The following is a 25,010-nucleotide window of genomic DNA, read 5'->3' on the forward strand; positions in this document are numbered from 1 at the left end:
GGACTAAACTGAATAAACCTTACTTTGAAAACAACACTGTTATCAACGGACACTTCATCGGCCATGGCTAAATTTTTTAATTAAATGATTTTATCTTACCTATAAATCCCCTGTTAAACTGGTTCGAAATGAGTAAAAACCTGATAGTTATCTATTTGATTCTTTCTTCTCTTCAAGCTTTTGCCCAAGGCAGGGAAAAAATCAATATCCTCCTGATCCATGTAGACGATTTGGGAGCCACGGATCTGGGCGTTTTTGGGAGCGACTTTTATGAAACTCCCAATCTCGACGGGCTGGCAGCAGAGGGAATGCGATTCACCCAATCCTACGCCGCAGCGGCTATTTGCTCCCCGACCCGAGCCGCATTGCTTACCGGGAAATATCCGGCCCGACTGGGGATCACTGACTGGATTCGAGCCAAATTTCAAGGCTATTCCACCTCCGGAAATCCCGGGGAATACGAGGTCTTTGAGGACAAGCCCCTGAAGACTCCTAAGATTCAGGGCTTTTTGCCTTTGGAAGAAATCACCCTTCCCGAGCGCCTACTTCAGCTGGGATACCGCACCCTACACGTGGGCAAATGGCATCTGGGAGAAGAGGGCTATCATCCCGAAGATCAGGGGTTTCAGATCAATATCGGTGGCAATGACTTGGGACAGCCTCCCAGCTATTTTGATCCTTACCTATCTCCCAATGGAAATCCGGACTATGTGCTGAAAAATGTACCTCCGAGAAGGGAAGGCGAATTTTTGACCGATAGGGAAGGGGATGAGATCGTTGGGTTTTTGAAGGGAAATAAACAAAATCCGTTTTTTATCCATTGGGCGCCTTATGCGGTGCATACGCCGATCATGGGTCCGGAGGATTTGGTAGAAAAGTACAAAAGCAAAGAATCCGGAGTTCAAAGAAATCCGACCTACGCAGCTCTGGTCGAAAACCTTGATCAAAATGTAGGAAAGGTTCTGGCTGAATTGGAGCAGTTGGGTCTGAGGGAAAAGACCCTGATCATCTTTACCTCAGACAATGGCGGCCTGATCGGGAATCCCGAAAATCCGGTGACGGTCAATCTGGGCCTGCGGTCCTTCAAAGGCTATCCCTACGAAGGAGGAATTCGAGTGCCTACGATCGTGTCTTGGCTGAATAAGATCCCTGCAGGTACGATTGTCGACACTCCGATCATTACCATGGACTGGATTCCTACTATTTTGGATTTTTTGGGAGACAATTCGGCAGTCGGCGACGGAGTGAGTTTGAAGCCATTGTTGCTTGAAGAGGATTCTGTGGTCCCCCGTGATTTGTTTTGGCATTTTCCGCATTACCGGACTCCTGACGTTTTGCCTTACTCGATCGTTCGGTCGGGAGATTATAAGCTGATTTATTTTTTCGACGGGGACGGAGTAGAGCTTTATGACCTAGCCAATGACTCCAAGGAGCAAACCAACCTAGCCAATCAGTTGCCCTTTGTTGTAGCCGAACTCAAGGGCAAACTGGAAAACTGGTGGAGGGAGACTGGGGCGAGGATGCCGCAAGAGAAGTAATCAACACACCAACTTAAACCCATATCCCCGCACATTCAGAATCTGTATGGCCGGATCGTCCTGGAGCTTTTTGCGGAGCTTGGTGATAAAAACGTCCATGCTGCGGGCATTGAAAAAGTCATCCGAACCCCAGATTTGATTTAGAATCAGCGTCCGATCGGTGATGTCGTTGGCGTTTTCCAAAAGCATTTGCAGCAACTGACTTTCCCGGGCTGTTAGTGGAGTCTCAGTGTCATCGATTTTGAGCAGTTGACGAGTGGGATGAAATTCATACTTGCCCAATGCGATCCAGTCGCTTTGGTTTTGCCTTATACGGAGCCGATCCAGATGTGCCTTGATCCGCACGATAAGCTCTTCCATACTGAAGGGTTTGCGCACGTAATCATTGGCGCCCAAGCCAAAACCCTTCACCACATCCTCAGTCTGACTTTTAGAAGTCAGGAAAATAATCGGAGTATGGGTGTCGATTTTTCGGATTTCGGCGGCGAGCGAAAAACCGTCTTTTTTGGGCATCATCACGTCCAAAACCAGCACATCGGGCCTTTGAGCCTGATAGCTTTCCCAAGCTTTTTGGCCGTCTGGGCAAAGTCGAACTTTGAAATCCCGACTTTCCAAACTCTCCTGAATGATCATTCCCAGCGCCAGCTCGTCTTCGGCCAGCAGTACGTTGATTTTGCTCATGGCCAGTAGGTGAAAAAGGTGGTAGAATTTTTACCGGTTTCCAATTCGATTTTTCCTTCGTGCTTTTCCAGGATTTTTTTCACGTAGTACAATCCGATACCAAAGCCCTTGACGTCGTGTAAATCTCCCATAGGGATACGGTAAAACTGCTCAAATACTCGCTCCTTTTGTTCCGGGCTGATTTTCCCACCATTGTCATAGATTCGGATTTTATGCATTCCATTTTGATCCAAACTTATTCGGATCTGATCCCCTCCGTATTTGACGGCATTATCGAGGAGATTGGAGAGCGCATTTTCGAAGTGAAACGGATCCGCGAAAATGTGTTTGCAGTGGGCGGGAATGGTCAGATCGATGAGTTTTTCCGGAGCCAAAGTCTGGAACTTTTGCACCAGCTGTCTCAACAGCGGTTCGGGCTCGATTTGCTCCTTTTTCATCACCAACTGATCTGAGTCAAGCGTGGCCGTTTCAAGTAGTTTTTCAACCATTTGGTTCAGTTTGAGCATTTGGGTTTTGGAGATGCCCAAGTAGCGGTCTGTTTTGGCGGCATCTTTTTCCGGATTGAATTGCTGGATTCCCTCGATCGCAGAGAGCGTAGTGGCGATGGGTGTTTTGAATTCATGGGTGATATTGGCAATCAGGTCCTGCTTGATCTCTGCGATTTCCTTTTGGTTTTTGATCGTTTGGTAGAGGTAGTAAAAGGCGTAGGCGATGATTGCCAAAAAGGCCAAGGAAATTAAAATTTCTGTCAACCCCCTTTTCAAAACAGTCTTTGCTGTATTCTCAAAGTGCATTTCCAAGACCTGTCCCGACGGGAGAAAAGTAGATCTGGAGGTCACCTGAAAGGGCATTTTTTCATTGGAATTCAACAAAACACTATCCTCCTTAGTCTTGCCAGAAAGTTGGTACAGCCGGTAATTGATGTCAATTCCTCGGCGATCAAGTTCATTAAATAGGAATGTATTGATTTGATCAAAGTCCAGACTGTCCCGGGTGATGGAGATGATGATTTTGCTGGTGAAGATCTTTAGGTTATTGATGCTGTCGGCTTGGTCTTTTCCGAAAAACACCTGAAGTCTGTTTTTTTGATCCAAAGCCATTTTTCGTGAGGAGTCCAGCAAAATCAACCCTGAAGTGGAATCTTCTCGGATAGAATTCCAAAATGCAGAATCAAATCCGCCGCTTTCCATTTTCTCAATGGTTTGAAAAATCCGATCACTCTTGGTCACCCGATCAAAAAATCCCCCCGTACTGTCCAATCGATCGATTTGGATTTTGGTGATTTGACTGGGTTCAGGCAGACTATCCGATGAAAGTCGGACTTTCCCGTTCGGCATGTCGGTCAAAGCAATGACATCGGTTTTCGCCAATTCCGCAAAGTAATTCTCGACAGCATTGTCCAAGCTTTCCTGAATATCGGCCTGTAGTTGAGTTTGAATCAATTCAAACTGGGAAACCATTCTCCAGCATTGGATCACAATGGCAAAGAGTAAAGTCACTCCGATTAAAATTCCGATTCGTTTGAATTCCAGCTTATTCACCTTACGAAGGTAGGAGGATATTTTTCTGCGAAAAACCCGGGTTAACACTCGTTAACAGTGCTTAACGCAGTGTTTGCCATCACTCTATTTGATTTGTGAAATAAAAATAAGCAGCTATGAAACTCAAACTTCTCTTCGCCTCGGTCCTAGTGTGGACGGTAACGCTCACTACTAGTCTGGCCCAAGGACTTACCGGACGTGCCTATTATAAGTCCTCTTCCCAAATCAAGCTTCAAATGGACTCTACCAAAATGGCTCCTGAGCAAATGGCCGAAATCCAAGCTCAACTCAAAAAGCAGATGGAGCGGGAGTATGTACTTTCCTTTACTTCCATCGAGTCCAATTGGAAGCAAGTCGAGAGCCTTGGTGGAGGTCCGGCTACGGCTTCTTCCGGAGGGATGACCATGGTGATCAATACTGGTAGTCAGGATAGGATTTTGTATAAAAACATCGCTGAGCTAGCCTACGAGCAGGAACAGGACGTGATGGGTAAGGAATTTTTGATCAAAGATGCTCTTGAACCTGCTGAATGGGAACTCACCGGTGAAACCAAAAAAATCGGTAACTACACCGCGCAAAAAGCGACCTATTCGAGAATCATCGACTCTCAGCGATTTTCTACCGGAATGACTGAAATGGAAAAAGTGAAAGATACCATTCAAGTGGTAGCTTGGTTTACCCCGGACATCCCTGTGCCGCATGGTCCTGAAAATTTCTTTGGCCTTCCGGGTTTGATTTTGGAGGTGCAAAACTCAGGAAGAACGTTGATCTGCGAAAAAATCGAGCTCAATCCATCCGCTGAACCTGTGGCCATCATTCGCCCTAAGCGAGGCAAGGAAGTGACGAGGGAAGAATTTCGGGCGGTTCAGGAAGAAGGCATGAAGCAGATGATGAACCGCTATCAAGGCAAGCCCGGAGACGGAAATCAATTTACGATACGGATTGGGAATTGATGTAAGTCCGATGTCGGTTGACCGATGTCCGGCTTAGTAAAGTCATAATCCTGTCCATTCTCGATTTGCCAGAGGATTTACAGAGTCAAAGCATCTTTCCAACTTTCCAACCTTCCAACTTTACCACTTCAGAAGACTAAACCAACATGCTTTTTTCAAAAAGACTGATCCTTCTTCCCTTTTTCTTTGGGTTTGCTTTTTCGGCCTTCGGCCAAAGCAAACCCCTGATCGGTCAAGTGCTAGACTCGCTCAATCGTCCGATTCCCTATGCCAACGTGGTTGCTATCAACCAAAGCACTCAGAAAATCGGGGGCTTTGGGATTTCCAATGACGAAGGAAGGTTTAAAATTACACTTGCTCCAGGGGCAGAATACTTGCTTCGGGTTTCTTTCGTCGGATTTCGACAGTTTGAAATGGCAATCAAGGAATGGGATTCCGAAAAGCCCATGCTGATAGTCCTGGAGCAGGCCGATACGGAGTTGGGCTTGGTTGAAGTGGTGTCCGAGCTTCCCGTTACCATGAAGGGAGATACGCTGACTTACAAGACGGATGCCTTTACCACGGGAAATGAGCGGAAGCTGGAAGATGTGCTGGAAAAGCTTCCGGGATTTCAGGTGGATGAAAATGGAGAGGTGAAAGTTCAGGGCAAAAAAGTGGACAAGGTGCTTGTGGACGGGAAAACCTTCTTTGACGGAGACACCAAGCTGGCCACCAAAAACCTTCCTGCCAATGCCGTGGATCGGGTGCAGGTGTTGAAAAATTTCAATGAGATTTCCCCTGTTCGGGGCTTGGACAATGACGAAACTTTAGCCCTGAATATCCAGCTGAAGGAAGGGAAAAAGAATTTGGTCTTTGGAGACTTGACGGCAGGGGCAGGACCTCAGGAGCGGTATTTGGGTCATGCCAATACCTTCTACTACGCGCCCAAACTTAATGTAAACCTGATCGGCGGAAGCAATAATGTGGGAGAGCAGACTTTCACGCTGCAGGACTATTTCCGATTTAGCGGAGGAATGGCAGGATTGGGTGGGAGAGCAGGTTCCCGGGTTCAGATGAGCAGTGAGGATTTGGGAATCCCATTGGCTTCCCGAACAAATGCCTTTGATCTGAAAACCCACCTGGGAGCCTTGAATTTCAATTTTTCTCCCAGTAAAAAATGGAGACACTCCGGCTTCCTGATTGCCTCGGCCTCCGACAATCAACTGGGAAGCAGCTCACTGAGAACCTATCTGAATGCCGAGGAAAATACCCAGGAAACCCTCAACTCTGCGAGTCGGGTAGAGAATAAATCCGGTCTCGGGAAATACTCCCTGACCTTCACTCCCAAAGAAGAAACCTATCTGAAATACAGCTTTTTTGGCAAATTATCTTCCATCGACAACAGCAACCTGCTGAATTCCATTTTCGGGGAAAATGTCCAAAACATCGGAGCCATCAATTCCAGAGACCCTTACAGTTGGCAGCATCGGCTGGACTATTTCCATGCCCCGAGTGAGCAGCATGTCTTTTCTGCGGAATTCAATGCCGAACGCAAGTTCAACGACCCACTCTTCGATCTACAGACCAATTTGAAACCTTTACTGGGCCTATATCCGATTGGCGACCGGGAATCTTACCGCTTTTTCCAAAATCAGGAAATCACCACTCAGACCCTGGAGGGAGCCTTCAATTACTACTACATTCTCAATCCGACGAACCATCTGAATTGGACATTAGGCTACCAGAATCTAGCCCAAACCCTAGATGGAAGTCTCAGTCAAGAAAACTCCGAGGCTGAATTTGGAGAGTTTGACAATGCGAATGAGTTTGGACTTCAGGACTTGTACTTGGGGATGACTTGGAAGACCAAATGGAAAAAATGGATCATCAGTCCCTCGGTTTACTTCCACCGCTATGCCTGGAGAGATCAGCAGTTTGCCAATGAGCTGAACTATGACAAAATCCTCGCTTTGCCCGGCCTTTATGCCAAGTGGAATGTGAAATCCAACCGATCCCTGACCTATCGATACCAGACAGAAGCCAACTTTATGGATATCCAAAAACTGGCTCAGGGCTTTGTCCTGCAGGATTACAATGCGATTTTTCAGGGAAACCGGGCACTGGACAATGGGATTTTTACCAATCACAGCCTGAGCTATAATCACTTCGATATGTTTTCAGGTTTGACTGTATTCGGTAATCTGAATTACAGCCGAAAGCGAGATGAGATCACCGGCACCACGGATTTCTCGGGGATCAATCGCCTGCTTTCCTTGGTAAATATTGAACCGGTCAACGAAACCCTCAATGGAGATTTGCGAATGGACAAATCCCTGAACAAGCTCAAATTCGAAGTAGGGGGGCAGTGGAATGCCTTTTCCACCAATTTGATTTTGGACGAAAGACTCACTCAGAATCAGCAATTTTCCCAAACCTACGACACCAAACTGACCACGACTTTCTTTAAGGTCTTGGAGGTTGATCTGGGCTATTCCTTCACCGCCAATAGTTACACTTCTGGACCGATTGAAAACACCTTTACCACACATAGCCCCAAGGTGGAAATCGATCTGGACCTTGTGAAAGGGCTGAAGCTAAAAGCGGATTATACTTACAATACTTACCTGAACAAGGCGGTATCTACCCAAAGCGACTTCGATTTTCTGAATGCTTTCTTGATTTATCAGGGGAAAAAGAGCCCTTGGGAGTTCAAATTGTCCGTTTGGAATATTCTGGATACCCGATCCATCCGAAGAGACAGCTTCAACGAAAACCTGATCAGCACCTTTTCCTACCTCGTCCAGCCTAGGTATGGCTTGCTGACGGTGAAGTTTGATTTGTAGGACGGGGTTATTTTCCTGGAGAAAAGACCTGAACCTCAGCTGCTTTACTTTTCACCGATTCCTTGGAATAGGGGATGGATACAAATTCATCTTTTGCCCAGACCGGGAAGAGGTTTTTGTAGAAAGGACTTTCGGGATTGCCGGATTGGCCCGGGGTATTGATGCCTCGGGTTTTTTCCCAATCTTCCGTATCCACCAAAATCCGGAAGGAGGCCCCAGAGGTATTGTTGTCTCCATAGGCATTGGCACCCGGTGTGTAGCTATATCCACCTCGTGGTAAAGGGCCTGCATTCAATTTGGCCTGCCACTCCTCGGACACGATTCTGCCCAAAGGGTGGTAAATCAAAGCATGCTTGTAGTCTTTTTGACCGTATTGCCAGTTTTGAGGATTCGGGCCGAGTTTCTTTTCCAGCGCCGAAATAGCTGAGGAAAAGGATTCTGCCAGCCAAGCGTCTCTGGATTGCTCAGGATTGGAGCTGAAAATCAGGGAAGGATTGCTCACCCATTCGATGACCCGCGTCATTGCTATACTTCCTACCAAGCTTCGTACATTTTCGGGAACGGCGATTTCTGCGGCTTTCTTCCTCAACTCTCGTTCCCACATCACATAGACACCCGCCTCGATGGATTCCGGGGCTAAAATGTAATCCCAAGAAAGCAAAGCCTTTCGAAGGGAGTCGGCACGATCTCTTTTCAGGGTCAGTCTTTCCAAAAAGGGAACAAGCTGTCTGGCGGGCAAAGCCAAATAGTCATTCTGTAAAGCGCCCATTTCTTTCAAGCTGAACTTTTTGTCCTGACTCAAGACTTCTTTGATTCGTTCTCCGCGGAAATTATCTGCCCATTCGTAGCCGAGTGCTTCCGGAAAAGGATAATCGGAAGGGGCCACATTTTGGTTGGCGGTGGAAATAAAACCCGATTCGGGATTGAAGGCATGAGGTCGGTCTGCTATCGGCAAATAGCCCTCCCATTCGTATCTGCCATCACCCATCGTAGCTACGAGACCGGAAAACCCCTTCCGAACCGGAGCTATTCCCGTGGCCTGCCAACCGATATTTCCTTCCCGATCTGCCCAAACCATATTTTCGGCAGGGATGAAATTGTACGTGCAGGCATCACGGAATTCCTCCCAGTTTTGAGACTGGTCCATTTTCAGACTGGCGAGATAAGGGGCCGAACCCGGTTCCAGCCAAGCGCATTGAACCGCAACCGCTTTAGTTAACTCCTTATCGATAAATGTGACAGGGCCGTGCAGGGTGTAATAGTGGGTGACAATACGGTCTTCCTGTCCTTTGACTTTGATCGTATCCATGATCTTGCTCATCTCCAGCCATTCGCCCTTAAAGCGGTATTGGAATGGGTTTTCAGGATGGATATCATACACGCGAAGGTCTTCATTGTCTGTGGAGAAAATCGTCAAGCCCCAAGCCCCGTACTCGTTGTGGCCGATAGAGACGCCCGGGATGACAGGTTCTCCGCCACCGACCACATTCCAACCCGGTGCATTCAGGTGCACCCAATAGCGGAGCGAAGGAGCAGCTTGCAATCGGTGGGGATCATTGGCCATGTAGGGAAAACCACTTTCGGTTTTGGTACCACTGAGCACCCAATTATTGGATCCTTGAGCAAATGCATCCGCTTCCAAGGTGGTTTTCATCTCCATCTGAAACTCAGCTAAAGCTAATTCTACCTCTTTATCTTTTCCCCGGAATTCGGGCAAAAGGTCTTCCGGCTGGAATTCTACACGACCTCGAAAAGCCTGATAGGGCGCTAAAATATCTTTGAAGAGGAGTTCTTGCGGGATTTCCGGATCCAGATTCAAATTGGGTTTGTTGGGGTGAAAAAAGTAAAGCTTCTCGGCAGCTTCAGGACCGATTTTACTTACTACCCGGCTGATAGTTAACTCATCGGCGACATTCTCTAAAAGTCCCTGATGCCGCGAGATCACCACTTCCCAAGTCCAAGGTTGGGGCTGAATGCCCAGCATTTGAAATTCATTCGGGAGGGTTTCAGGATTGGCGTTAGCTTCTGTGATGTAGGCATTGACACCTGACACGAAAGCATCCACGATTTCCACTCCCCGGGGATGGTAATGTCGAAGTTCGGCTTCTTTTTTCCCTCGGAATTTAAAAAGCCGGACACCCTTATCCCGCTCCAATTCCCGTTCGCCGAGGATTTCTGCCATCGTTCCAGTGGCTTGCCTTCTCCAGATTTCAAATTGGAAGAGTCTGTCTTTGGCCGCCAAGTAGCCCTGCATGAAGAACAGGTCTTCTTCATTTTGGGCGAAAATATGATTGATCCCGTTTTCATCCCGAATGACTTCGACCTCGGCTTGGAGGTGAGGGAGGCTGGTTTCTTTTTTTTCAGAGCAGGAGAAAAAAAGAAAAGCAAGCGCAAAGGAAAGCAGGTGATTTCTGTGATTCATGGGGTGGTGGTTTTCTTTCAATTTTGAAATAAAAGAGAAAAGTGCAAAGCCATCCAAGGAAAAGGATATTTGAAAAGTAGAGATATAAGCGTCGTTTTCTTTTTCCTTAACACGTTTAAAATTCGCTAAGGCTGGATTTTCTATTCCATTTCAGGGTGGGGATTGGTTAAAAATTCATTAAAAGCTAAGAATAATAAATCATTAAAAGCTAAAATTAATATAACAATATAAGCTAAAAGTTGTAAAACCGTAAAAGCTAAATTACCTTTGAATAAATTTGAAAGGTAATGGCTACGATCTCCGAAAGACTTGCTAACTCTCTGACGATACTCAAAGACCTTCAGGAAGTAGAAAAGATCGCCGTCAAATCATCCGATCTTAGCCGCACCCATCGTGAGCGCTTGGTCAGGTCGGGTTTTTTGAAGGAGGTGATGCGGGGATGGTATATCCCGACCCGACCTGATGAACCGGCAGGAGAGAGTACTTCCTGGTATACTTCCTTCTGGTATTTCTGTGCAGCCTACCTCAATGAGCGATTTGGGCAGGAGTGGAGCCTTTCTCCGGAGCAGTCAGTCATCCTCCATGCAGGTAATCTGACCGTGCCAAGACAGCTTTTGGTGCGTGCTCCAAGTGCCAGAAATCAGACCACTTCCCTTCCTCATGATACCTCCATCTTTGAGACGCGTGCGCGAATTGCTGAGAATGAAGAGCTGGTGATTGATCCTCATGGCCTTCGCTTGTTTACCTTGGAATCTGCGATGATTTACTGCCCAGAGCCTTTTTTTCGAAATAATCCGGTGGATGCCAGAGCCGTCTTGGGTACTTTTCGGGATGGCACGGATTTGCTCCGGAGGCTGCTGGATGGGGGACACAGCGTGGTCGCGGGCCGATTGGCGGGAGCATTTCGGAATATCGGACGGGATGCGATTGCGGATGATATTTTGGCAGGGATGCGAAGTGTGGGCTACGCGGTTAGTGAGCAGGACCCATTTGCCAGTCCGAGTACGCTGCTGATACCTTCGAGACAGGTTTTGCCTCATGTCAATCGGCTTCAGCTGATGTGGATGAGCATGCGGGAGACAGTTTTGGAGATTTTTCCATCCGAACCGGGTCTTCCCCAGGATTCATCGGCCTACCTGCAGCGGGTCAGTGAGCTCTTCGTCAATGATGCATACAATTCCCTGTCGATCGAGGGCTATCGTGTTTCCGCGGATTTGATTGAGCGGATCAAAGCAGGGAGTTGGCAGCCGGAGCTGCACGATACAGACCGACAGCATCGGGATGCCATGGCCGCAAGAGGCTATTGGCAGGCATTCCAATCTGTCAAAAAGGCCTTGGAAGAAGTGCTCTCCGGAGTAGAATCGGGTCAGGTAGCCGAAAAGGCCCATCGAACTTGGTATCGGGAGCTGTTTGCGCCGAGTGTGGAAGCAGGGATTATCCGAGCTTCGGACCTTGCGGGCTATCGAAATCAGTCGGTATTTATCCGCCGATCCAAGCATGTGCCCCCTTCTCACGAGCAGGTGAGGGACCTGATGCCAGCGTATTTTGACTTGCTTTCATCAGAAAAAAGCGCGGCAGTCAGAGCCGTATTGGGTCATTTTGCCTTTGTTTATATTCATCCCTATGTGGATGGAAATGGTCGGATTGCCCGATTCTTGATGAATCTACTGATAGCTTCGGGAGGCTATCCCTGGACGATTGTGCCGGTGACGCGCAGGGAAGAATACATGAGTGCTTTGGAGTCCGCGAGTACAGACCAAAATATTCGTCCCTTTGCGGTGTTTTTAGCGAGTTTGGTAGAAAACTAAAAAGAGGCTGTCAAATGTTCGTTCTAATGTCAGCCTGAGCGGAGTCGAAGGCAGGTTCCAGTTATCTGGGCCACATTTCGACTTCGCTCAATGTGACAAACCCCACCTTGAGACAGCCTCAATTTTTGAATCCTATCAAACAGATGCGACCAATTTCACGTCAAGTTTCACCTCGTCATAAATCATCCGGTCGCCTAGGTTTTCGAAGAAGTTACCTGAGCGGAATTTGATGTCATATTTGGTGCGGTCAAACGTGATTTGGCCGGTTGCGGTCATTTTACCACCTGCCATGGTCACTTTCGCAGGAAAAGAAATCGGTTGGCTTATTCCTTTGATGGTCAAAGTCCCCGAAATGGTGTAGTCAGTTCCATTGCTTGTTTTTGCTTCGGTGATTTTGAAGGTGGAAGTGTTGAATTTTTCTACAGAAAAGAAATCATCAGACTTCAAGTGCTTGGTCAGGTTGCCTTTGGAAGGCTCTTCTTTCAGGTCTTCCACGGTCAGGTTGACCATGTCCATGTCGAAGGAACCACCGGTGATTTTACCTTCTGCTACATCGAGATTGGCATTTTTGATGGGAACGTAGCCCCAATGAGTGCCGGTGACTTTGGAAGCTTCCCATCGAATTTGGCTTTCAGCTTTGTTGACGGTGGCAGGTGCAGGATTTTCGGTTAGCGAAAAAAAAGCTGCAAGACTTAGGATAAGCGCGGTAATCAATTTCATGTTGAGCTTGTTTTGGTTGTTTCAAACGGTTTGGAGAATTTCGAGCATTAGACTCTTACTTGCTCAAAATGTTTAACGCCTTCCCAATCTTTGGTTAGCAGAATGTTATAAGTGGTGGAAATCAGGTTTTTTTGGCTGGAAACTCAGGTTTTGCCCAACAATCGATACTCCACCTTTCCATGTCCATCGGGAGTGGTGTAGAAAGGCCGCTTTTCGATCTCGTAATTTTTGTCAGGAGGAATACCCAAAGCATGGTAAATGGTCTGATGAATGCCGTCGATTTTGATCGGATTTTCGATGGTCTTGCAGGGACGCTCGTCGGCTGTTTTGCCAAAAACATGTCCTCGCTTGATTCCTCCTCCAAACATCAGGATGGAGCAACCATCCGTGAAATGCCTGTGCATGCCGTAGTTTTTCATGTCCTCGATGATATCGGGTACTTCCACTTGGTCTTGGACCACTTTCCTTGTGTTAACCATTCATTTATGCTAATCCAGAAATCAAGTAAAAAACCAAAGGTTCATAAAATCTCTTTCCAAAATAATCCTTAATCTATCCTAGAAAAACATAAAAACAGGAGTAAAATACCCTATATAGGGTATTTTTTCTGAGACTTTGGAGCTTTAGGTTTACAGAAAAAATTTAAAAAAATATGAAAGCACAAAAGCACAAGATTCTAAAAGTACAGTTCCTTAATGGGCTGGTTTTATTTTTGATTACTTTCGGACTCATTTCTTGTCATGAAGATTTACTTGGAGATACAGATCCTTCAACTCAATTACCTACCGAAAGTAATTTACCATATTCAACTTCCTTAAAAAACCAACTAGCCTCAAGAGTGGCCAAGAATTTAGCGGCGAGTTTGGATGACTCTGGAGTTATTGATTTTTTAAGAACAAAAGCAAATGAGAAAATTGATGGAGATTTTAATTTTCTTATAGAACAAAATCGAAATGAATCAGTGGGGATTAATTCTGGTGATTTGAACAAAAGAGCTAGAACCTTCGGTTTAATTATCTCAGGTAAGGATTTAAATTCGAAAAGAGCGACAAATGCTGAGAATCTATTAGATTCTATAGCCAGAATCCATCCCCTTCTCCAAGTTTATATGCCTGAACTTTCTGGTGAAATCGATTTTTCATCTGATCAAGATTACCTCGTTGCCTACGTGCCAATTGACATGAAAAATGATATAATCCCCGCTTATGATAAACAAGGCAACTATTTTGAGCTTGATGCCAATAACCCTCCGGCAAGGCCAGTAATAGTGATTAGTGAGAATGAAAGATTAATGGCAATCCCGAAGAATCCAATTGAAACAAAAAGAATTTTAGAAGATTGCCCATTGCTTGCAGAAGCTGTTTTCGAAAATGAGCTGAATACATATTACATGAGACAAGATGTCTTGGAATCCAACAACGCCTGTATCATTGGTGGAGGAGGAGGGCCTATTGGTTCTGGCCCTAGTATAGGATGTGAGCGAGAAAATAGACCTGGTAAGGAGAGGCTATATAGATTCAAACTAAAAGACATGAATACCTTTGATGCTGTTAAAGACCAGTGGATAAATGGGGATTTAGAAATCGAACTTGCAATTACCGTTGCTCCGCTTAACGGGAATCCATTCTCAATTACTAAAACCTTCTATCTAGACAATAGTGATGTTAGGGATTGTGGCATATTCACTTGTGATACTGAGTGGGTTTATGATAACGCAGAAATCATAACTTGGAATAGAAGTCTATATGGAGAAAATATGTTTTTTGCTTGGACTGAGTATGATCCAGGAACAACTATAACACGTAATTACTCTTTTTCAAATACTTATAAAATTGATGCGAATAATTCTGTAACAAGTAACGTTAGTTATTCCAGAACTATCACAGATGGAACGGATGATCTTGGGGAATCGGTCGTCGAATATTGCGATGAAATAGGTACAGATGGATTCACGTACAGCACAAGCGGAATATTTTTTCAGGTTTAATAAATCATTTTAGTCACAAAAAAATTGCTACCTAAATGAAAAGGCTAACTATTTGCATTCTCTGTTTAATAGTTCATTTGGAGGTCTACTCGCAGCATTCTTTTGGATTAGAATTTGGTCAAGTGAGTCAAAATAGTTTTGGCAATGTCAATCAAATTGGAAATGTTATTGTGCAACCAGTAGGCGGCGGAACCACAACGACGAGGCTGTTTGGTCTTTTCTATGAATTTGAATTTTCCGATAGACTGTCACTTCACAATAAGGTGACCTATTCACGGGTATTTACTCGATATGCATTCTATGACCAGAGTAAACCGGTATTTCCCAATGTGCCAGGCTTATTTGAAACAAAGGCCGGAGGGCCTCCTACTGGTAGACTTTCATTGGAGATCTTACCTCAAGTGAAGCTCCTTGAAATCGGAAAACTTAGATTAAATGCCTTTGGAGGACTGAATGTTTCGGCCAATATTGTTAAAGAACAAGATGATGAATTTTACCGGGGTTTACCAGAACTATCTTTGGTTTACAACTCTTTTGAAAATTCTGTTATGCCCATTACAGCCAATTTTGTATTTGGATGTTCACTTGAATTTGCGCAAAGGATCGTGTTTTGGGCCAAATATCAACCCACATCCTATTATTCCAGAGAAATAAGGGTAGAGGGGCAAAGCTATCCATTTGAGAATAGATGGAATTTTCTCAGCCTAACCTTGGGCTATAAATTCCACAGTTTTAGATTGAAGAATGAGGACAAGCAGTAAATTATGACGTTAAAAGCCGATTCATCTGAATCGGCTTTTTTCATTCAAATTTTAATAACGTATAGGGTGTAGGATAAATTTTTCAGTACAAGTTTAGTCTAAACTTATAAATGTCAGTTTTATGATTCTTTGATTTTTATTGAATAAGTACGAATTAGCCTTTTTCCAACAATCCATACTCTACTTTCCCATGTCCATCGGGAGTGGTGTAGAAAGGCCGCTTTTCGATTTCATAATTTTTATCGGGCGGAATACCCAAAGCATGATAAATGGTCTGGTGAATGCTGTCGATTTTGATCGGATTTTCGATGGTCTTGCAGGGACGCTCGTCGGCTGTTTTGCCAAAAACATGTCCTCGCTTGATTCCTCCTCCAAACATCAGAATCGAGCAACCATCCGTGAAATGCCTATGCATGCCGTAGTTTTTCATGTCTTCGATGATATCCGGCACTTCCACTTGGTCTTGCACCTTCAGGTCCGGTCTTCCCTCGGTCAGCATATCTCTGCTGAATTCGCTGGCTACGATTACTACCGTTCTGTCTAATTTTCCACTTTGGTCTAAGTCTTTGATGAGCTGGGCGATAGGAGCATCGATCATTTTCTTCATGTCTTTGAGTCGGGTGTGACCATTGTCATGGGTATCCCAACCGAAAAACGGCACATACTCCGTGGTCACGGTGATGTAGCGGGCCCCTTGGTCCACTAGCCTTTTGGCCAAAAGACAGCCCAAGCCAAACTTTCCGGTATTGTATCGCTCATAGCTTTCCTTGGGTTCCTGACTGAGGTCAAAGGCCTTTGCCTCGGGAGAATTGAGCAACATGTAGGCCTGTTCCATAGATCTTTTCAAAGATTCTTTTTGGTAATCCGAGCCAAATTCTCCCATCGGACTGGCAGCGACGAGGTCATTGTAGAGCTGATTTCTCCCTTCGAAACGCTTGTAATCCATCCCCACAGGCGGTCTCACCGCTTCCAATCCGGCAGAAGGATCAGGAATGAGAAAGGGCCCATATTCCGAACCCAGAAAACCTGCTGAATGAAAGGCCTTCAATTCTTCTCCTTCTCCGACGGAGAAATTTTGCCCGATATTGATAAAGGGAGGGATGACCGGATTGAGCGGGCCTTTTTCCTTGGCAATCCAGCTTCCCAAATGCGGAACGACCACGGATTGTGGCGGTTCGTAGCAGGTGTGAAAATGATATTGGTGGCGTGTATGCAGAATGTGTCCCAGATCAGCCGCTTGATAGGATCGGATCAAAGTGCCTTTGTCCATTACGGAGGCGATGTTTTCAAGTCCCTCTGAAAAGAAAATCCCATCCAGTTTGGTCGGGATAGAAGGAAAAGTACTCAGCACTTCTTTGGCTTCCATTCCCTTTCTGAAAGGAGTGAATTTTTTAGGATCAAAGGTCTCCGTATGGGCCATCCCTCCTGCCATGAAAAGGAGAATCACCGAGTCGGCGGTGGTCGGTATTTTGCTTTCGCAGGAGGAAAGCAATCCGGCCAATGGAGCACTCATACCCATAGTGGCAATGGCTGCCGCACTGGTTTTCTTGAGGAAGTCGCGTCGGGTATGTAAGGTTTTCATAGGCTATAGTTCTTTATTAACTATTTTCAAAATTCAGAAATTTGTAGTCCTCTTTAACATTGTGGGCTGGAAGACCGAAGACCGAAGGGTTTTCTTCCGTCTTATGTCTTCCGTCCAAGGAAAAAAGAGGAATTTCACAATTGGTCCTGTAGTATAGGTCTAAGATAATTTCATCAATAAATCAATTGAAATTCAGGTAAGAGGAAAACAGCCCAAAGTAAATCCTGTATCGCATCTGGACTGGGTTTGGGTCCCAAAGCTTTTTGGGCAACTTCCAGTTCTTGGGGACTTGGTTTTCGGAGCAGGGCTTTGGCGTAGAGATTTTCCGTCAGAATCACCGGATCTGAGAATGTCTCTGCCCATTTTTCGCCTCCTTTAACCAAAGCCTTGTTGAGTTTCTCTCCATTGCTGAGCTCCAGGGCTTGAAGCAGACTTGCTTGGGAATCTCTACTCGTGGAGACGATTTCCCGATTTGGACGACCGAGTGCTTTTAGAAATTCATTGTTAGCTACCAAAGATGCTCTGGCAAAACTTAGATTGGTATTCGCCTCGGGAATCAGTTGGTACGGACGGAATTTGACTTCGACTGAATCAAAAAGTGGGGCAGAAATTTCAGCGACAGCATCTGAAAACTGCTCCGCCGTGATTCGACGACGAATAACTCCTTGGAATTTGAAGTCTTCTGCCATCAACTTTTCGGCAGAGGAAACAGCAACTGAAGGACTTTGGTAAATTTTTGAAGTAGTAATCTGATAGATCAGTCGCTTGAGGTCATAGCCATTTTCCACAAAATCTACCGCCAACCAATCCAGCAAATCCTGACTCCAGGGAGCATTGTCCATTTCATCCACGGGTTCTACCATGCCTCGGCCCATCAGCTGTTTCCAAATTCGGTTGACCACCGTGCGGTACATCCTCCCGTTGGCAGGTTGGACAAGTTGGTCGGCAAGTTGGCGGAGTTTCTCTGCTTTGGTGGCTAGGGAATCAATTTCTCCGAGTTCCTCCCAAAGGATTTGGGTTTGGGCTAGTTTGCCGGTAGGCTGCTCGCAGCGGCTTACTTCCAGAGTGGAATCTGCAAAAATATTGGCAAAAGCATAGGCTTGCTCCAGTTTCCAGTCACTGATAAAGCTGTCGTGACAGGAGGCACATTTTAGATTCAAGCCCAGCAAAACCTGCCCCACATTTTGGGCGGCTTGCATTTCGGTACGTTGAGAGGCATTGACGGTCCCTCGCCAGCGGATACCTTCGATAAAGCCTTTGGATTTTTCGTTGGGGTTGATTAGTTCTTTAACAAACTGATCATAGGGCTTATTGTCCCGAATCGAGGTGTAAAGCCAATCCGTGATGGCAAAACGACCACGGGTGATGTAGCCGGTACCGGTGTAGTCATTTCGCAGCGCATCATTCCAAAAGGTCAGCCAATGCTGGCTGTAATCATCAGTTCGACCGAGTAGATTTTGAATCCAGATTTCTCGTTTGTTGGGATTGGTGTCTGCCTGAAAAGCAGCTAATTCTTCCGAAGAAGGCAAAAGCCCAATAATATCAAGAGACGTTCTTCGTAGAAAGGTCCGATCATCCACAGGGGTATTCCAAGAGAGTTGGTTTTGCTGAAAATACTGATCTACCCAACGGTCAATTGGATTTTCCAATCCCGGTTTGGCTGGAGGAAGCTTGGGTTTACGAGGTGCCAAAGCGGCCACCCGATACACGGACTGCTGAGCTACTCCATCGGGCCAAGGTGCGCCTTTTTCCACCCAAAGTGTAAGCAATTGTATTTCTTCCTTGTTGAGGAGTTTGCCCTTTTCAGGCATCACGTCTTTGTGGTTTTTGGAGAGGGAAATCCGACGGATTAATTCGCTTTGATCTGGATTTCCTGGGATGATGATGGGACCATTTTCGCCTCCTGCAAATACAAATTCCTTTTCATCTAATCGCAAGTCTCCTTCGATTTTAGCCCCTGAGTGGCACTTATAGCAGTTGTGGGCGAGGACTGACCGGACATTGGTTACGAGTTGGATTTCTTTTTCCGGTGAAAGCTCGGAAGTAAAATTGGCCAGATCCACAGTCAAGGATTGAGGCGCTTCCTGCTCCGAGTTTTGAAGGAATACCTCGGTCAAATAATCTTCTCCATGGGTCAAGGCCGCTCCGAAATGGCCAGCTGCTCCAACTCCGATGCTGCTGAGAAACAGGACGGATCGGTAGGTTTTGATTGCTGAAGTAGAAGGATTGAGTTCACTTTTTCGCAGCAAAACCAGAAGGAGAACGCTCAGTCCTGCACTGACCAAGCCAATAATCCGATGCAGATCTAGGGTACTTCCTGTGATGCCTTCATTTTCTGCCAACAGCCAACCCATTGCGGCAGCAAGAACGGCTGTGACCGCTCCCAAAACGACCAAAAAGCGAATGCCGGATCGAAATGAATGATGGGGATTTTTCAATGTAAACAGCTCCATCACGGCTGCCACCAAAAGCAAGGCGATTGGAAAATGAACCAGCATGGGGTGAAGTCGGCCGAAAAGTTGGCTTAACCAAAAGCCACTTTCAAGAATTGAAAATCCCATTCCAAGGATTGGATGAAATAGGAATAAAGTGACTTGTTCATGGAGCAAAGAAGAAATCATGGAATGAGATTATACTCGAAAAATATAAGGCTTTCACGTCTAAAAACAGTCCTTTACTAGGTGAAAAACCTAAATATCAATTTTTTATTTGGAGCCAAGTAGCGAAACCGGCGGTAAGGCCGTCATGACACTAACTAAATGAATTCCATATGCGTAGGTTTTTGATTTTCCCGGTTTTTCTTTTTCTGATTTCAGGTTGCTTTGAAAAAAATGAATTTGCAACAGCCCTAGGTACAGATCCTTTGACTCAAAACGGAGAGGTTTTTATTGCCGAGGATGGGGAGGAATATTGGATGGGCTGTGAAAATTCCTATTGTTATGGTTTTTTGGGAGGTGTTCCTGAAAGTTTCAAAACTCTGCAAAACCTGAGTATTCCCGAAAATCTACCTGCCTCCTTTGATTTGTCAATTTTTCTACCTGAGGTAGGCAATCAGGGAAGGTTGGGATCTTGCACCGCTTGGGCTACTGCCTATTATGGCAGGAGTCTACTGTATAATTTCGGTCAAGGCTCAGCCCGGACTCAATCGGTCTCCTTGAGCCCTTCTTACATTTATAATCAAATTACTAAAGGACAATGCAAAGGGACGTCAATCATCCAGTCTCTTCAGCTATTGGTGGATGAAGGCGCCAGTGAATGGGAAGTTTTTCCCTACCAAGCCACTGGATGCAATCTGCAACCGACAGCCGAACAGCGGGATAATGCCAGTAACTTCAAAATGAAAGATTATCTTATTTTGTCAGGGGAAAATATGGTCGCTGAGGTTAAGACCCTTTTGACTCAAGGAAAACCGATCGTGGTGGCGATGGGCTTGGATCCGGAGTTTGGGAAAAAAGATGAAAGAGGTCTAAGCGCCTACCGTCCACATCAGGTCAAAAAGGAGCAGATTTATGGAGCTCATGCGATGCTTGTAGTTGGCTATTCGGATCAATATAACGCTTTCAAACTAGTGAACTCTTGGGGAGAAGGCTGGGGAGATCAGGGCTTTGTATGGGTGGATTATGCTGCTTTTGAAAATGTCTTTGACCTCCAAAATCCCTTTCGGGTCTTGTGTCAGGCTTTGGTCGTGATGAATTGATTATAAAAAAGCCCCGAACTTACGATTCGGGGCTTTTTGGGGTGATTGACTGCTGTTACTCTTCTACTTTATTTTTAAATTCAATTTCATTAATCCCCATCAAGACTTGATCTCCTTTGGCTTCTGAATTTTTGAAGATGAAATAGATATCCTGTACGCCTGAAGTTGGTTTGATTTGAATCTTTGCACGGTTGGCATTCATTCGAACCCATTCCTGCATACTGACTCCCTGAGGCGGTCGGAATCCTCCGCCATCTTTTCTGCCAATTTTATCGGAAGTTCCAAGAACTTCCCCGGTCGGAGAACCAAGACGGATTTCCACTGCTCCCCCAATGCCTCCGTTTCGCTCAGTGACCGCTGCCAAGACTTCGATTTGCTGGATTCCGGTGAGATCGATTCCCTTCAAGGCAAAATGGGAGTTGTCACCTGCCATCAGGAAGCTGACTCGAGGAGTAGTCAGGAGTTGGACACCTTTACGATCAACAGAAGTCTGTGGATCGACAAATGGACTTTTCAAAGCCACAAAATCCACTCCGTTCAGTGAACCGATGGAGTTTCCGCCTTTGTCGGAATAGGAGGCTCTTAGCAAGAAGCTACCCTGCCCATTTTCTCCTTCAGGAATCACAGCATCCACTTTTCCGCTCAAAGGAAGCGAAGCGATATTGGCCTGAACATCGTCCATCGCCAAGATGTAATCTACCATGCGCTTGGCGTCGGCCTCGCTTAGGGATGGGTGGGCGCTCATGGCATGGTCACCCCAAACTCCGGCTCCACCGTTGATGATTTTGCCTACTAGGTACTTGGTGTTTTCCTCCGAATTCGGATATTTCTCAGCCACAGCTTGGTAGCTTGGCCCGATGGATTTTTCTGCGAATTGATGACAGGATTTGCAGTCGCTTTGCTCGATCAGATTTTTGCCCAAGTTCAAAATGGCGGCACTTTCCACTCCGCTTTGCTTGGAAGCGACCTCGATCGGGTCAAATCCTGCCGGCACATAATCAAAGGTGACCGCTACCTCTTCAGGCTTGATTTTCCCATCTGCCGAACCACCGTCTTCTTTATCACTTACTGAAATGCTGTAGGCCAACTCCTTGTCTCCAAACCAGAAGCTTCGATTGAGTCCGCCGAAGTCGATGCTGACTACGGGAGGTTCATTTCCGGCGGTGACTTCCAGTGAAGTGGAATTGGTCTCGCCTTTGGTATCGGTTACGGTCAAGGTCACTTGGTAGGTGCCTGCTTCTGCAAAAGTGAAGTTGGGGTTAGCCTCGGTCAAGGTTTGGTTGAAGCCGGAATCCTTGGTGATTTTCCACTCGAAGCTCAGGTTTCCTTGATCGTAATCGTCAAAGTCATTGGTGCCTTCGGAAGAGAAATTGACGGTCAATGGAGTCGCGCCGGCTGTTTTGTCTGCCACTGCATTCACATTTGGCTTACGGTTACCTCGGTTGTATTGGATTTTGATCAGTCTGGAATTGGCATTGCCACGGAACCAAGCCGAACCGTACTCCAAGATATACAGCGAACCATCCGGCCCGAAGTCCATATCGATTGCCGAGCTGAAGGTTTCAGCAGGTAAGAATCGCTCCATGCTTTGGTAGTCCCCATTTTCATCCATGGTCACTGCGAAGATCCAGCCTCGCATAAAGTCTACGATCAGCCATTTGCCTTCGTAATAGGCAGGGAACACATAAGGCGCGTCTTTTTTGAAATCGGCTTTGCGGAAAACCGGTCCACCGGTCGCACTTCGGCCTGAGCTTCCCAATTCAGGGAATTTTTCAGAGGTACCATAGGGATAGTAAATCATCGCCGGTACCACGGGTGTCGGCAGCTCGCGCAAACCGGTATTGTTTACTGATTCGTTCACAGGGGCATTGACATCGAAAGGGGCACCATAGCTGCTGTCTGCATGATTGTGACGGTTGTAAGGAAAATTGTCCCCGATAAAATACGGCCAGCCGAAGAATCCTGGGCCTTTGGCTTGGTTGAACTCGTCATATCCTTTGGGTCCCCAAATGGAATCTTCTGAAGCATCCGGTCCCACTTCGCCCCAATAGAGGTAGCCGGTCTTGCTGTCTAGGGTTGGTCTCCAAGGGTTCCGGTGCCCCATGGTGTAGATTTCCGGACGGGTCTTTTCTGTTCCCTCAGGGAAAAGATTTCCTTTAGGGATCGTGTAAGAACCGTCATCCTCGGGATGGATTCTGAGGATTTTACCTCTCAGGTCATTGGTATTTCCCGGAGCGCGCTGATCATCAGAATTTTCCATGCCGGGTCTTTCGTCCAAATTGGAAGAGCCTTCTCTTGGATTGACCGTATTGTTGCCCACGGTCAGGTACAAGTTTCCTTCTGCATCGAAGACCATCCCACCACCGGTGTGACAGCATTCCTCGCGTTGAGTAGGTACTTCGAGGACAATCTTTTTGGAGGATTCGACCAGTTCGTTTCCTTTGAGTTCCCAACGTGCCAAAACGTGCTTGGAATCGGTTGGATCTGCATAGTACATGTAGATCCAGTTGTTTTTGGCATAGTCAGGATGGGCAATCACACCCATCAGGCCTTCTTCCGCTTCGCGGGTGACTCCGGCTTTGTTGGTGTATTTGGTGTTGACAGGGATGGTGGCGACCAAAGTCACTTCTCCGGTGTTTTCATCCAAGATTTTCACCCCACCTTTTCGCTCAACGAAAAGGACCCGATTGCCGGGAAGAAAGGTCATTTCCATGGGTTCATCCATGCCTTCGGTCAGGACGACTTTGGTGAATCGGTTGTCTTCGGGTTTGATTTTGGGATTGTCTGAAGGGTCAGTTTTGCAGGCAAAAACTACTAATCCCATCAGCAAGGCCCAAAAAGGTCTCAAGGGTAAATTGTTTCGCATAGGTTTCAGATAAAGGAAATTTTTCTATTGTCTCAATGTTGGACAAAAGGAGGGTAAATACCAAACGCTCTTGCTGTTTCGGTAAATTTTGGGGATGAGCGAGCGATGGAATTGATTGATTATTTGGAGTAAAACTACTTTTTCGAAAGAAAGTCCAGACAGAAGCCTAAAAGAAAAATAACCATTGGTCAAAATCATTTTCAGGACAATTTTCCTTTTTCTATTTTTTCAAAAAAGTACTTCGCGCATGAAGAAATTTCTCCTTGCCTTAGCCTTTGTGCCGTCTCTCGCATTCGGTCAAAACCACGAATCCAATCTCCGAAAAATCTACGATGCCGAGCTTTCCTCCGGACATACCTATGAAAATCTCCGCTACCTCTGCAAGGTCGTGGGCAACCGACTCGCAGGTTCACCCGGAGCAGCCGCTGCGGTGGAATGGACCAAGCAACTCATGGAAAGCTATGATTTTGATACAGTGTATCTGCAACCGGTGATGGTTCCGCATTGGGAACGAGGTGGAAAGGACATGGTCAAAATCGTCAATTCCGAAAAGCACGGCACGGTGGAGTTGAATGCTTTGGCTTTGGGGAATACACAGGGAACCGGAGCCAAAGGGCTGGTTGGGGAAGTAGTCGAGGTAAAAAGTATTCCGGAACTTCAGTCTTTGGGAGAAAAAGTAAAAGGTAAAATCGTCTTTTTCAACGGGCCCATGGACCCCAAACTTATCGACACCTTTCAAGCTTATGGCGGTGCCAATGCACAGCGGAGTTCAGGTGCGGCAGAAGCTTCCAAACTAGGGGCCATCGGCACCTTGGTCCGCTCGCTGAGCAATACCATCAATGATATTCCCCACACCGGAAATCAGCGCTACAATCCTGATTTTCCAAAAATCCCGGCTTTGGCGATCAGCACGGCCGATGCGGAATTGCTAAGCCAACTGCTTGCAGATCAAAAAGACCTGAAAGTATATCTCGAATCCCATGGGGAAATGAAAACCGAGAAGCTTTCTTACAACGTGATCGGGGAAATCCGTGGCACCGAAAAGCCTGAGGAAATCATTGCCGTGGGCGGACACCTGGATTCCTGGGATGTGGGAGAAGGTGCCCACGATGACGGGGCGGGTTGTATGCAGGCAATAGAAGTGCTCAGACTTTACAAGCAATTGGGCTGGAAACCTAAGCGTACCATCCGTGCAGTGATGTGGATGAATGAGGAAAACGGACTTCGTGGCGGTCAGGAATATGCCCGGGTAGCCAAGGAAAAAGGAGAAAAGCATATTGCGGCCCTGGAGTCGGATTCGGGAGGATTTTTGCCCATTGGCTTTTCTTCAAGTGGGACAGAGGCCCAGCGAGGTAAGTTGACCTCTTGGGCAGATTTGCTCCGACCCTACCAGCTTTGGAGCTTGGATAGACCGGGTGGAGGTGCTGATATTGGTCCTCTACGGGATCAGGGGCCGATTTTGATCGGGCTTAAGCCGGATTCGCAACGGTATTTTTACTACCATCACACCGAAGCGGATGTTTTCGAGGCGGTTGATCAGCGGGAATTGGAGTTGGGTGCAGCTGCCATGGCTGCATTGGTACATCTGATCGAGCAGGAAGGGATTTGAGAAAAATCAAAAAAAGCTGAAAG

At 46.4% G+C, this 25,010-nt stretch carries 15 protein-coding genes and 1 pseudogene; 8 read left to right on the forward strand and 8 right to left on the reverse strand.

The features are described from left to right. Positions 1 to 128 precede the first annotated feature (128 nt). Positions 129 to 1,538 carry a sulfatase gene (locus tag AAA943_RS08740; RefSeq protein ID WP_338223845.1) on the forward strand — a complete coding sequence of 470 codons (1,410 nt, stop codon included), beginning with the start codon at positions 129 to 131 and terminating at the stop codon, positions 1,536 to 1,538. Here AAA943_RS08740 and AAA943_RS08745 read toward each other — a convergent pair whose 3' ends face one another. Beyond that, positions 1,539 to 2,219 (reverse strand): response regulator transcription factor, encoded by a 681-nt coding sequence (locus tag AAA943_RS08745; RefSeq protein ID WP_338223846.1) that lies wholly within the window; start codon positions 2,217 to 2,219, stop codon positions 1,539 to 1,541. Then, positions 2,216 to 3,760 carry a sensor histidine kinase gene (locus AAA943_RS08750; RefSeq protein ID WP_338223847.1) on the reverse strand — a complete coding sequence of 515 codons (1,545 nt, stop codon included), beginning with the start codon at positions 3,758 to 3,760 and terminating at the stop codon, positions 2,216 to 2,218. Before AAA943_RS08750 ends, AAA943_RS08745 begins: the two co-directional genes overlap by 4 nt. A gap of 116 nt (positions 3,761 to 3,876) precedes the next feature. Between AAA943_RS08750 and AAA943_RS08755 the strand changes: the two genes are divergently transcribed. Beyond that, the gene (locus AAA943_RS08755; RefSeq protein WP_338223848.1) at positions 3,877 to 4,713 is read left to right on the forward strand and encodes a GLPGLI family protein; all 837 of its coding nucleotides are present in this window, start codon (positions 3,877 to 3,879) and stop codon (positions 4,711 to 4,713) included. Positions 4,714 to 4,859: 146 nt separating this feature from the next. Continuing rightward, a complete protein-coding gene (locus tag AAA943_RS08760; protein ID WP_338223849.1) occupies positions 4,860 to 7,535 on the forward strand; it encodes a TonB-dependent receptor in 2,676 nt (891 codons plus the stop codon). A 7-nt stretch (positions 7,536 to 7,542) separates the two neighbouring features. Here the strand turns inward: AAA943_RS08760 and AAA943_RS08765 are convergent, their stop codons facing one another. After that, positions 7,543 to 9,957: a penicillin acylase family protein gene (locus AAA943_RS08765; protein ID WP_338223850.1), complete on the reverse strand. Its 2,415-nt coding sequence runs from the start codon at positions 9,955 to 9,957 to the stop codon at positions 7,543 to 7,545. Positions 9,958 to 10,244: 287 nt separating this feature from the next. Here AAA943_RS08765 and AAA943_RS08770 point away from each other — a divergent pair, with 287 nt between their 5' ends. After that, positions 10,245 to 11,765, forward strand: coding sequence for a Fic family protein (locus AAA943_RS08770; RefSeq protein ID WP_338223851.1), 1,521 nt, complete (start codon positions 10,245 to 10,247; stop codon positions 11,763 to 11,765). 135 nt (positions 11,766 to 11,900) lie between these two features. On the opposite strand, the gene AAA943_RS08775 is transcribed toward AAA943_RS08770, so the two are convergent. After that, positions 11,901 to 12,485, reverse strand: a complete 585-nt coding sequence (locus AAA943_RS08775; protein WP_338223852.1) for a YceI family protein — start codon at positions 12,483 to 12,485, stop codon at positions 11,901 to 11,903. Positions 12,486 to 12,628: 143 nt separating this feature from the next. Beyond that, a pseudogene (locus AAA943_RS08780) lies at positions 12,629 to 12,943 on the reverse strand (DUF1501 domain-containing protein); the annotation flags it as partial. Positions 12,944 to 13,137: 194 nt separating this feature from the next. Here AAA943_RS08780 and AAA943_RS08785 point away from each other — a divergent pair. Continuing rightward, positions 13,138 to 14,472, forward strand: a complete 1,335-nt coding sequence (locus tag AAA943_RS08785) for a hypothetical protein (protein ID WP_338223853.1) — start codon at positions 13,138 to 13,140, stop codon at positions 14,470 to 14,472. Between the two features lie 170 nt (positions 14,473 to 14,642). Further along, a complete protein-coding gene (locus AAA943_RS08790; RefSeq protein ID WP_338223854.1) occupies positions 14,643 to 15,233 on the forward strand; it encodes a hypothetical protein in 591 nt (196 codons plus the stop codon). A gap of 154 nt (positions 15,234 to 15,387) precedes the next feature. On the opposite strand, the gene AAA943_RS08795 is transcribed toward AAA943_RS08790, so the two are convergent. Together AAA943_RS08795 and AAA943_RS08800 are read right to left on the reverse strand one after the other, a co-directional pair. Continuing rightward, positions 15,388 to 16,815: a DUF1501 domain-containing protein gene (locus AAA943_RS08795; protein WP_338223855.1), complete on the reverse strand. Its 1,428-nt coding sequence runs from the start codon at positions 16,813 to 16,815 to the stop codon at positions 15,388 to 15,390. 173 nt (positions 16,816 to 16,988) lie between these two features. Then, positions 16,989 to 19,376, reverse strand: a complete 2,388-nt coding sequence (locus tag AAA943_RS08800; RefSeq protein ID WP_338223856.1) for a DUF1549 domain-containing protein — start codon at positions 19,374 to 19,376, stop codon at positions 16,989 to 16,991. 209 nt (positions 19,377 to 19,585) lie between these two features. Here AAA943_RS08800 and AAA943_RS08805 point away from each other — a divergent pair, with 209 nt between their 5' ends. Beyond that, positions 19,586 to 20,512: a C1 family peptidase gene (locus AAA943_RS08805; protein ID WP_338223857.1), complete on the forward strand. Its 927-nt coding sequence runs from the start codon at positions 19,586 to 19,588 to the stop codon at positions 20,510 to 20,512. A gap of 55 nt (positions 20,513 to 20,567) precedes the next feature. Here the strand turns inward: AAA943_RS08805 and AAA943_RS08810 are convergent, their stop codons facing one another. Then, on the reverse strand, positions 20,568 to 23,378 hold the full coding sequence (locus AAA943_RS08810) for a PQQ-dependent sugar dehydrogenase (RefSeq protein WP_338223858.1): 2,811 nt from the start codon (positions 23,376 to 23,378) through the stop codon (positions 20,568 to 20,570). Between the two features lie 247 nt (positions 23,379 to 23,625). Here AAA943_RS08810 and AAA943_RS08815 point away from each other — a divergent pair, with 247 nt between their 5' ends. Further along, a complete protein-coding gene (locus AAA943_RS08815; protein ID WP_338223859.1) occupies positions 23,626 to 24,987 on the forward strand; it encodes a M20/M25/M40 family metallo-hydrolase in 1,362 nt (453 codons plus the stop codon). Positions 24,988 to 25,010: the final 23 nt, after the last annotated feature.

Source organism: Algoriphagus confluentis (assembly GCF_036245625.1).
Taxonomy (GTDB): Bacteria; Bacteroidota; Bacteroidia; order Cytophagales; family Cyclobacteriaceae; genus Algoriphagus; species Algoriphagus confluentis.

Bases quoted from the DNA above. Each gene is read 5' to 3' on its own strand.
- AAA943_RS08740 (WP_338223845.1), top strand. From the start codon at position 129: ATGAGTAAAAACCTGATAGTTATCTATTTGATTCTTTCTTCTCTTCAA.
- AAA943_RS08745 (WP_338223846.1), bottom strand. From the start codon at position 2,219: ATGAGCAAAATCAACGTACTGCTGGCCGAAGACGAGCTGGCGCTGGGA.
- AAA943_RS08755 (WP_338223848.1), top strand. From the start codon at position 3,877: ATGAAACTCAAACTTCTCTTCGCCTCGGTCCTAGTGTGGACGGTAACG.
- AAA943_RS08760 (WP_338223849.1), top strand. From the start codon at position 4,860: ATGCTTTTTTCAAAAAGACTGATCCTTCTTCCCTTTTTCTTTGGGTTT.
- AAA943_RS08765 (WP_338223850.1), bottom strand. From the start codon at position 9,957: ATGAATCACAGAAATCACCTGCTTTCCTTTGCGCTTGCTTTTCTTTTT.
- AAA943_RS08770 (WP_338223851.1), top strand. From the start codon at position 10,245: ATGGCTACGATCTCCGAAAGACTTGCTAACTCTCTGACGATACTCAAA.
- AAA943_RS08775 (WP_338223852.1), bottom strand. From the start codon at position 12,485: ATGAAATTGATTACCGCGCTTATCCTAAGTCTTGCAGCTTTTTTTTCG.
- AAA943_RS08785 (WP_338223853.1), top strand. From the start codon at position 13,138: ATGAAAGCACAAAAGCACAAGATTCTAAAAGTACAGTTCCTTAATGGG.
- AAA943_RS08795 (WP_338223855.1), bottom strand. From the start codon at position 16,815: ATGAAAACCTTACATACCCGACGCGACTTCCTCAAGAAAACCAGTGCG.
- AAA943_RS08800 (WP_338223856.1), bottom strand. From the start codon at position 19,376: ATGGGATTTTCAATTCTTGAAAGTGGCTTTTGGTTAAGCCAACTTTTC.
- AAA943_RS08805 (WP_338223857.1), top strand. From the start codon at position 19,586: ATGCGTAGGTTTTTGATTTTCCCGGTTTTTCTTTTTCTGATTTCAGGT.
- AAA943_RS08810 (WP_338223858.1), bottom strand. From the start codon at position 23,378: ATGCGAAACAATTTACCCTTGAGACCTTTTTGGGCCTTGCTGATGGGA.
- AAA943_RS08815 (WP_338223859.1), top strand. From the start codon at position 23,626: ATGAAGAAATTTCTCCTTGCCTTAGCCTTTGTGCCGTCTCTCGCATTC.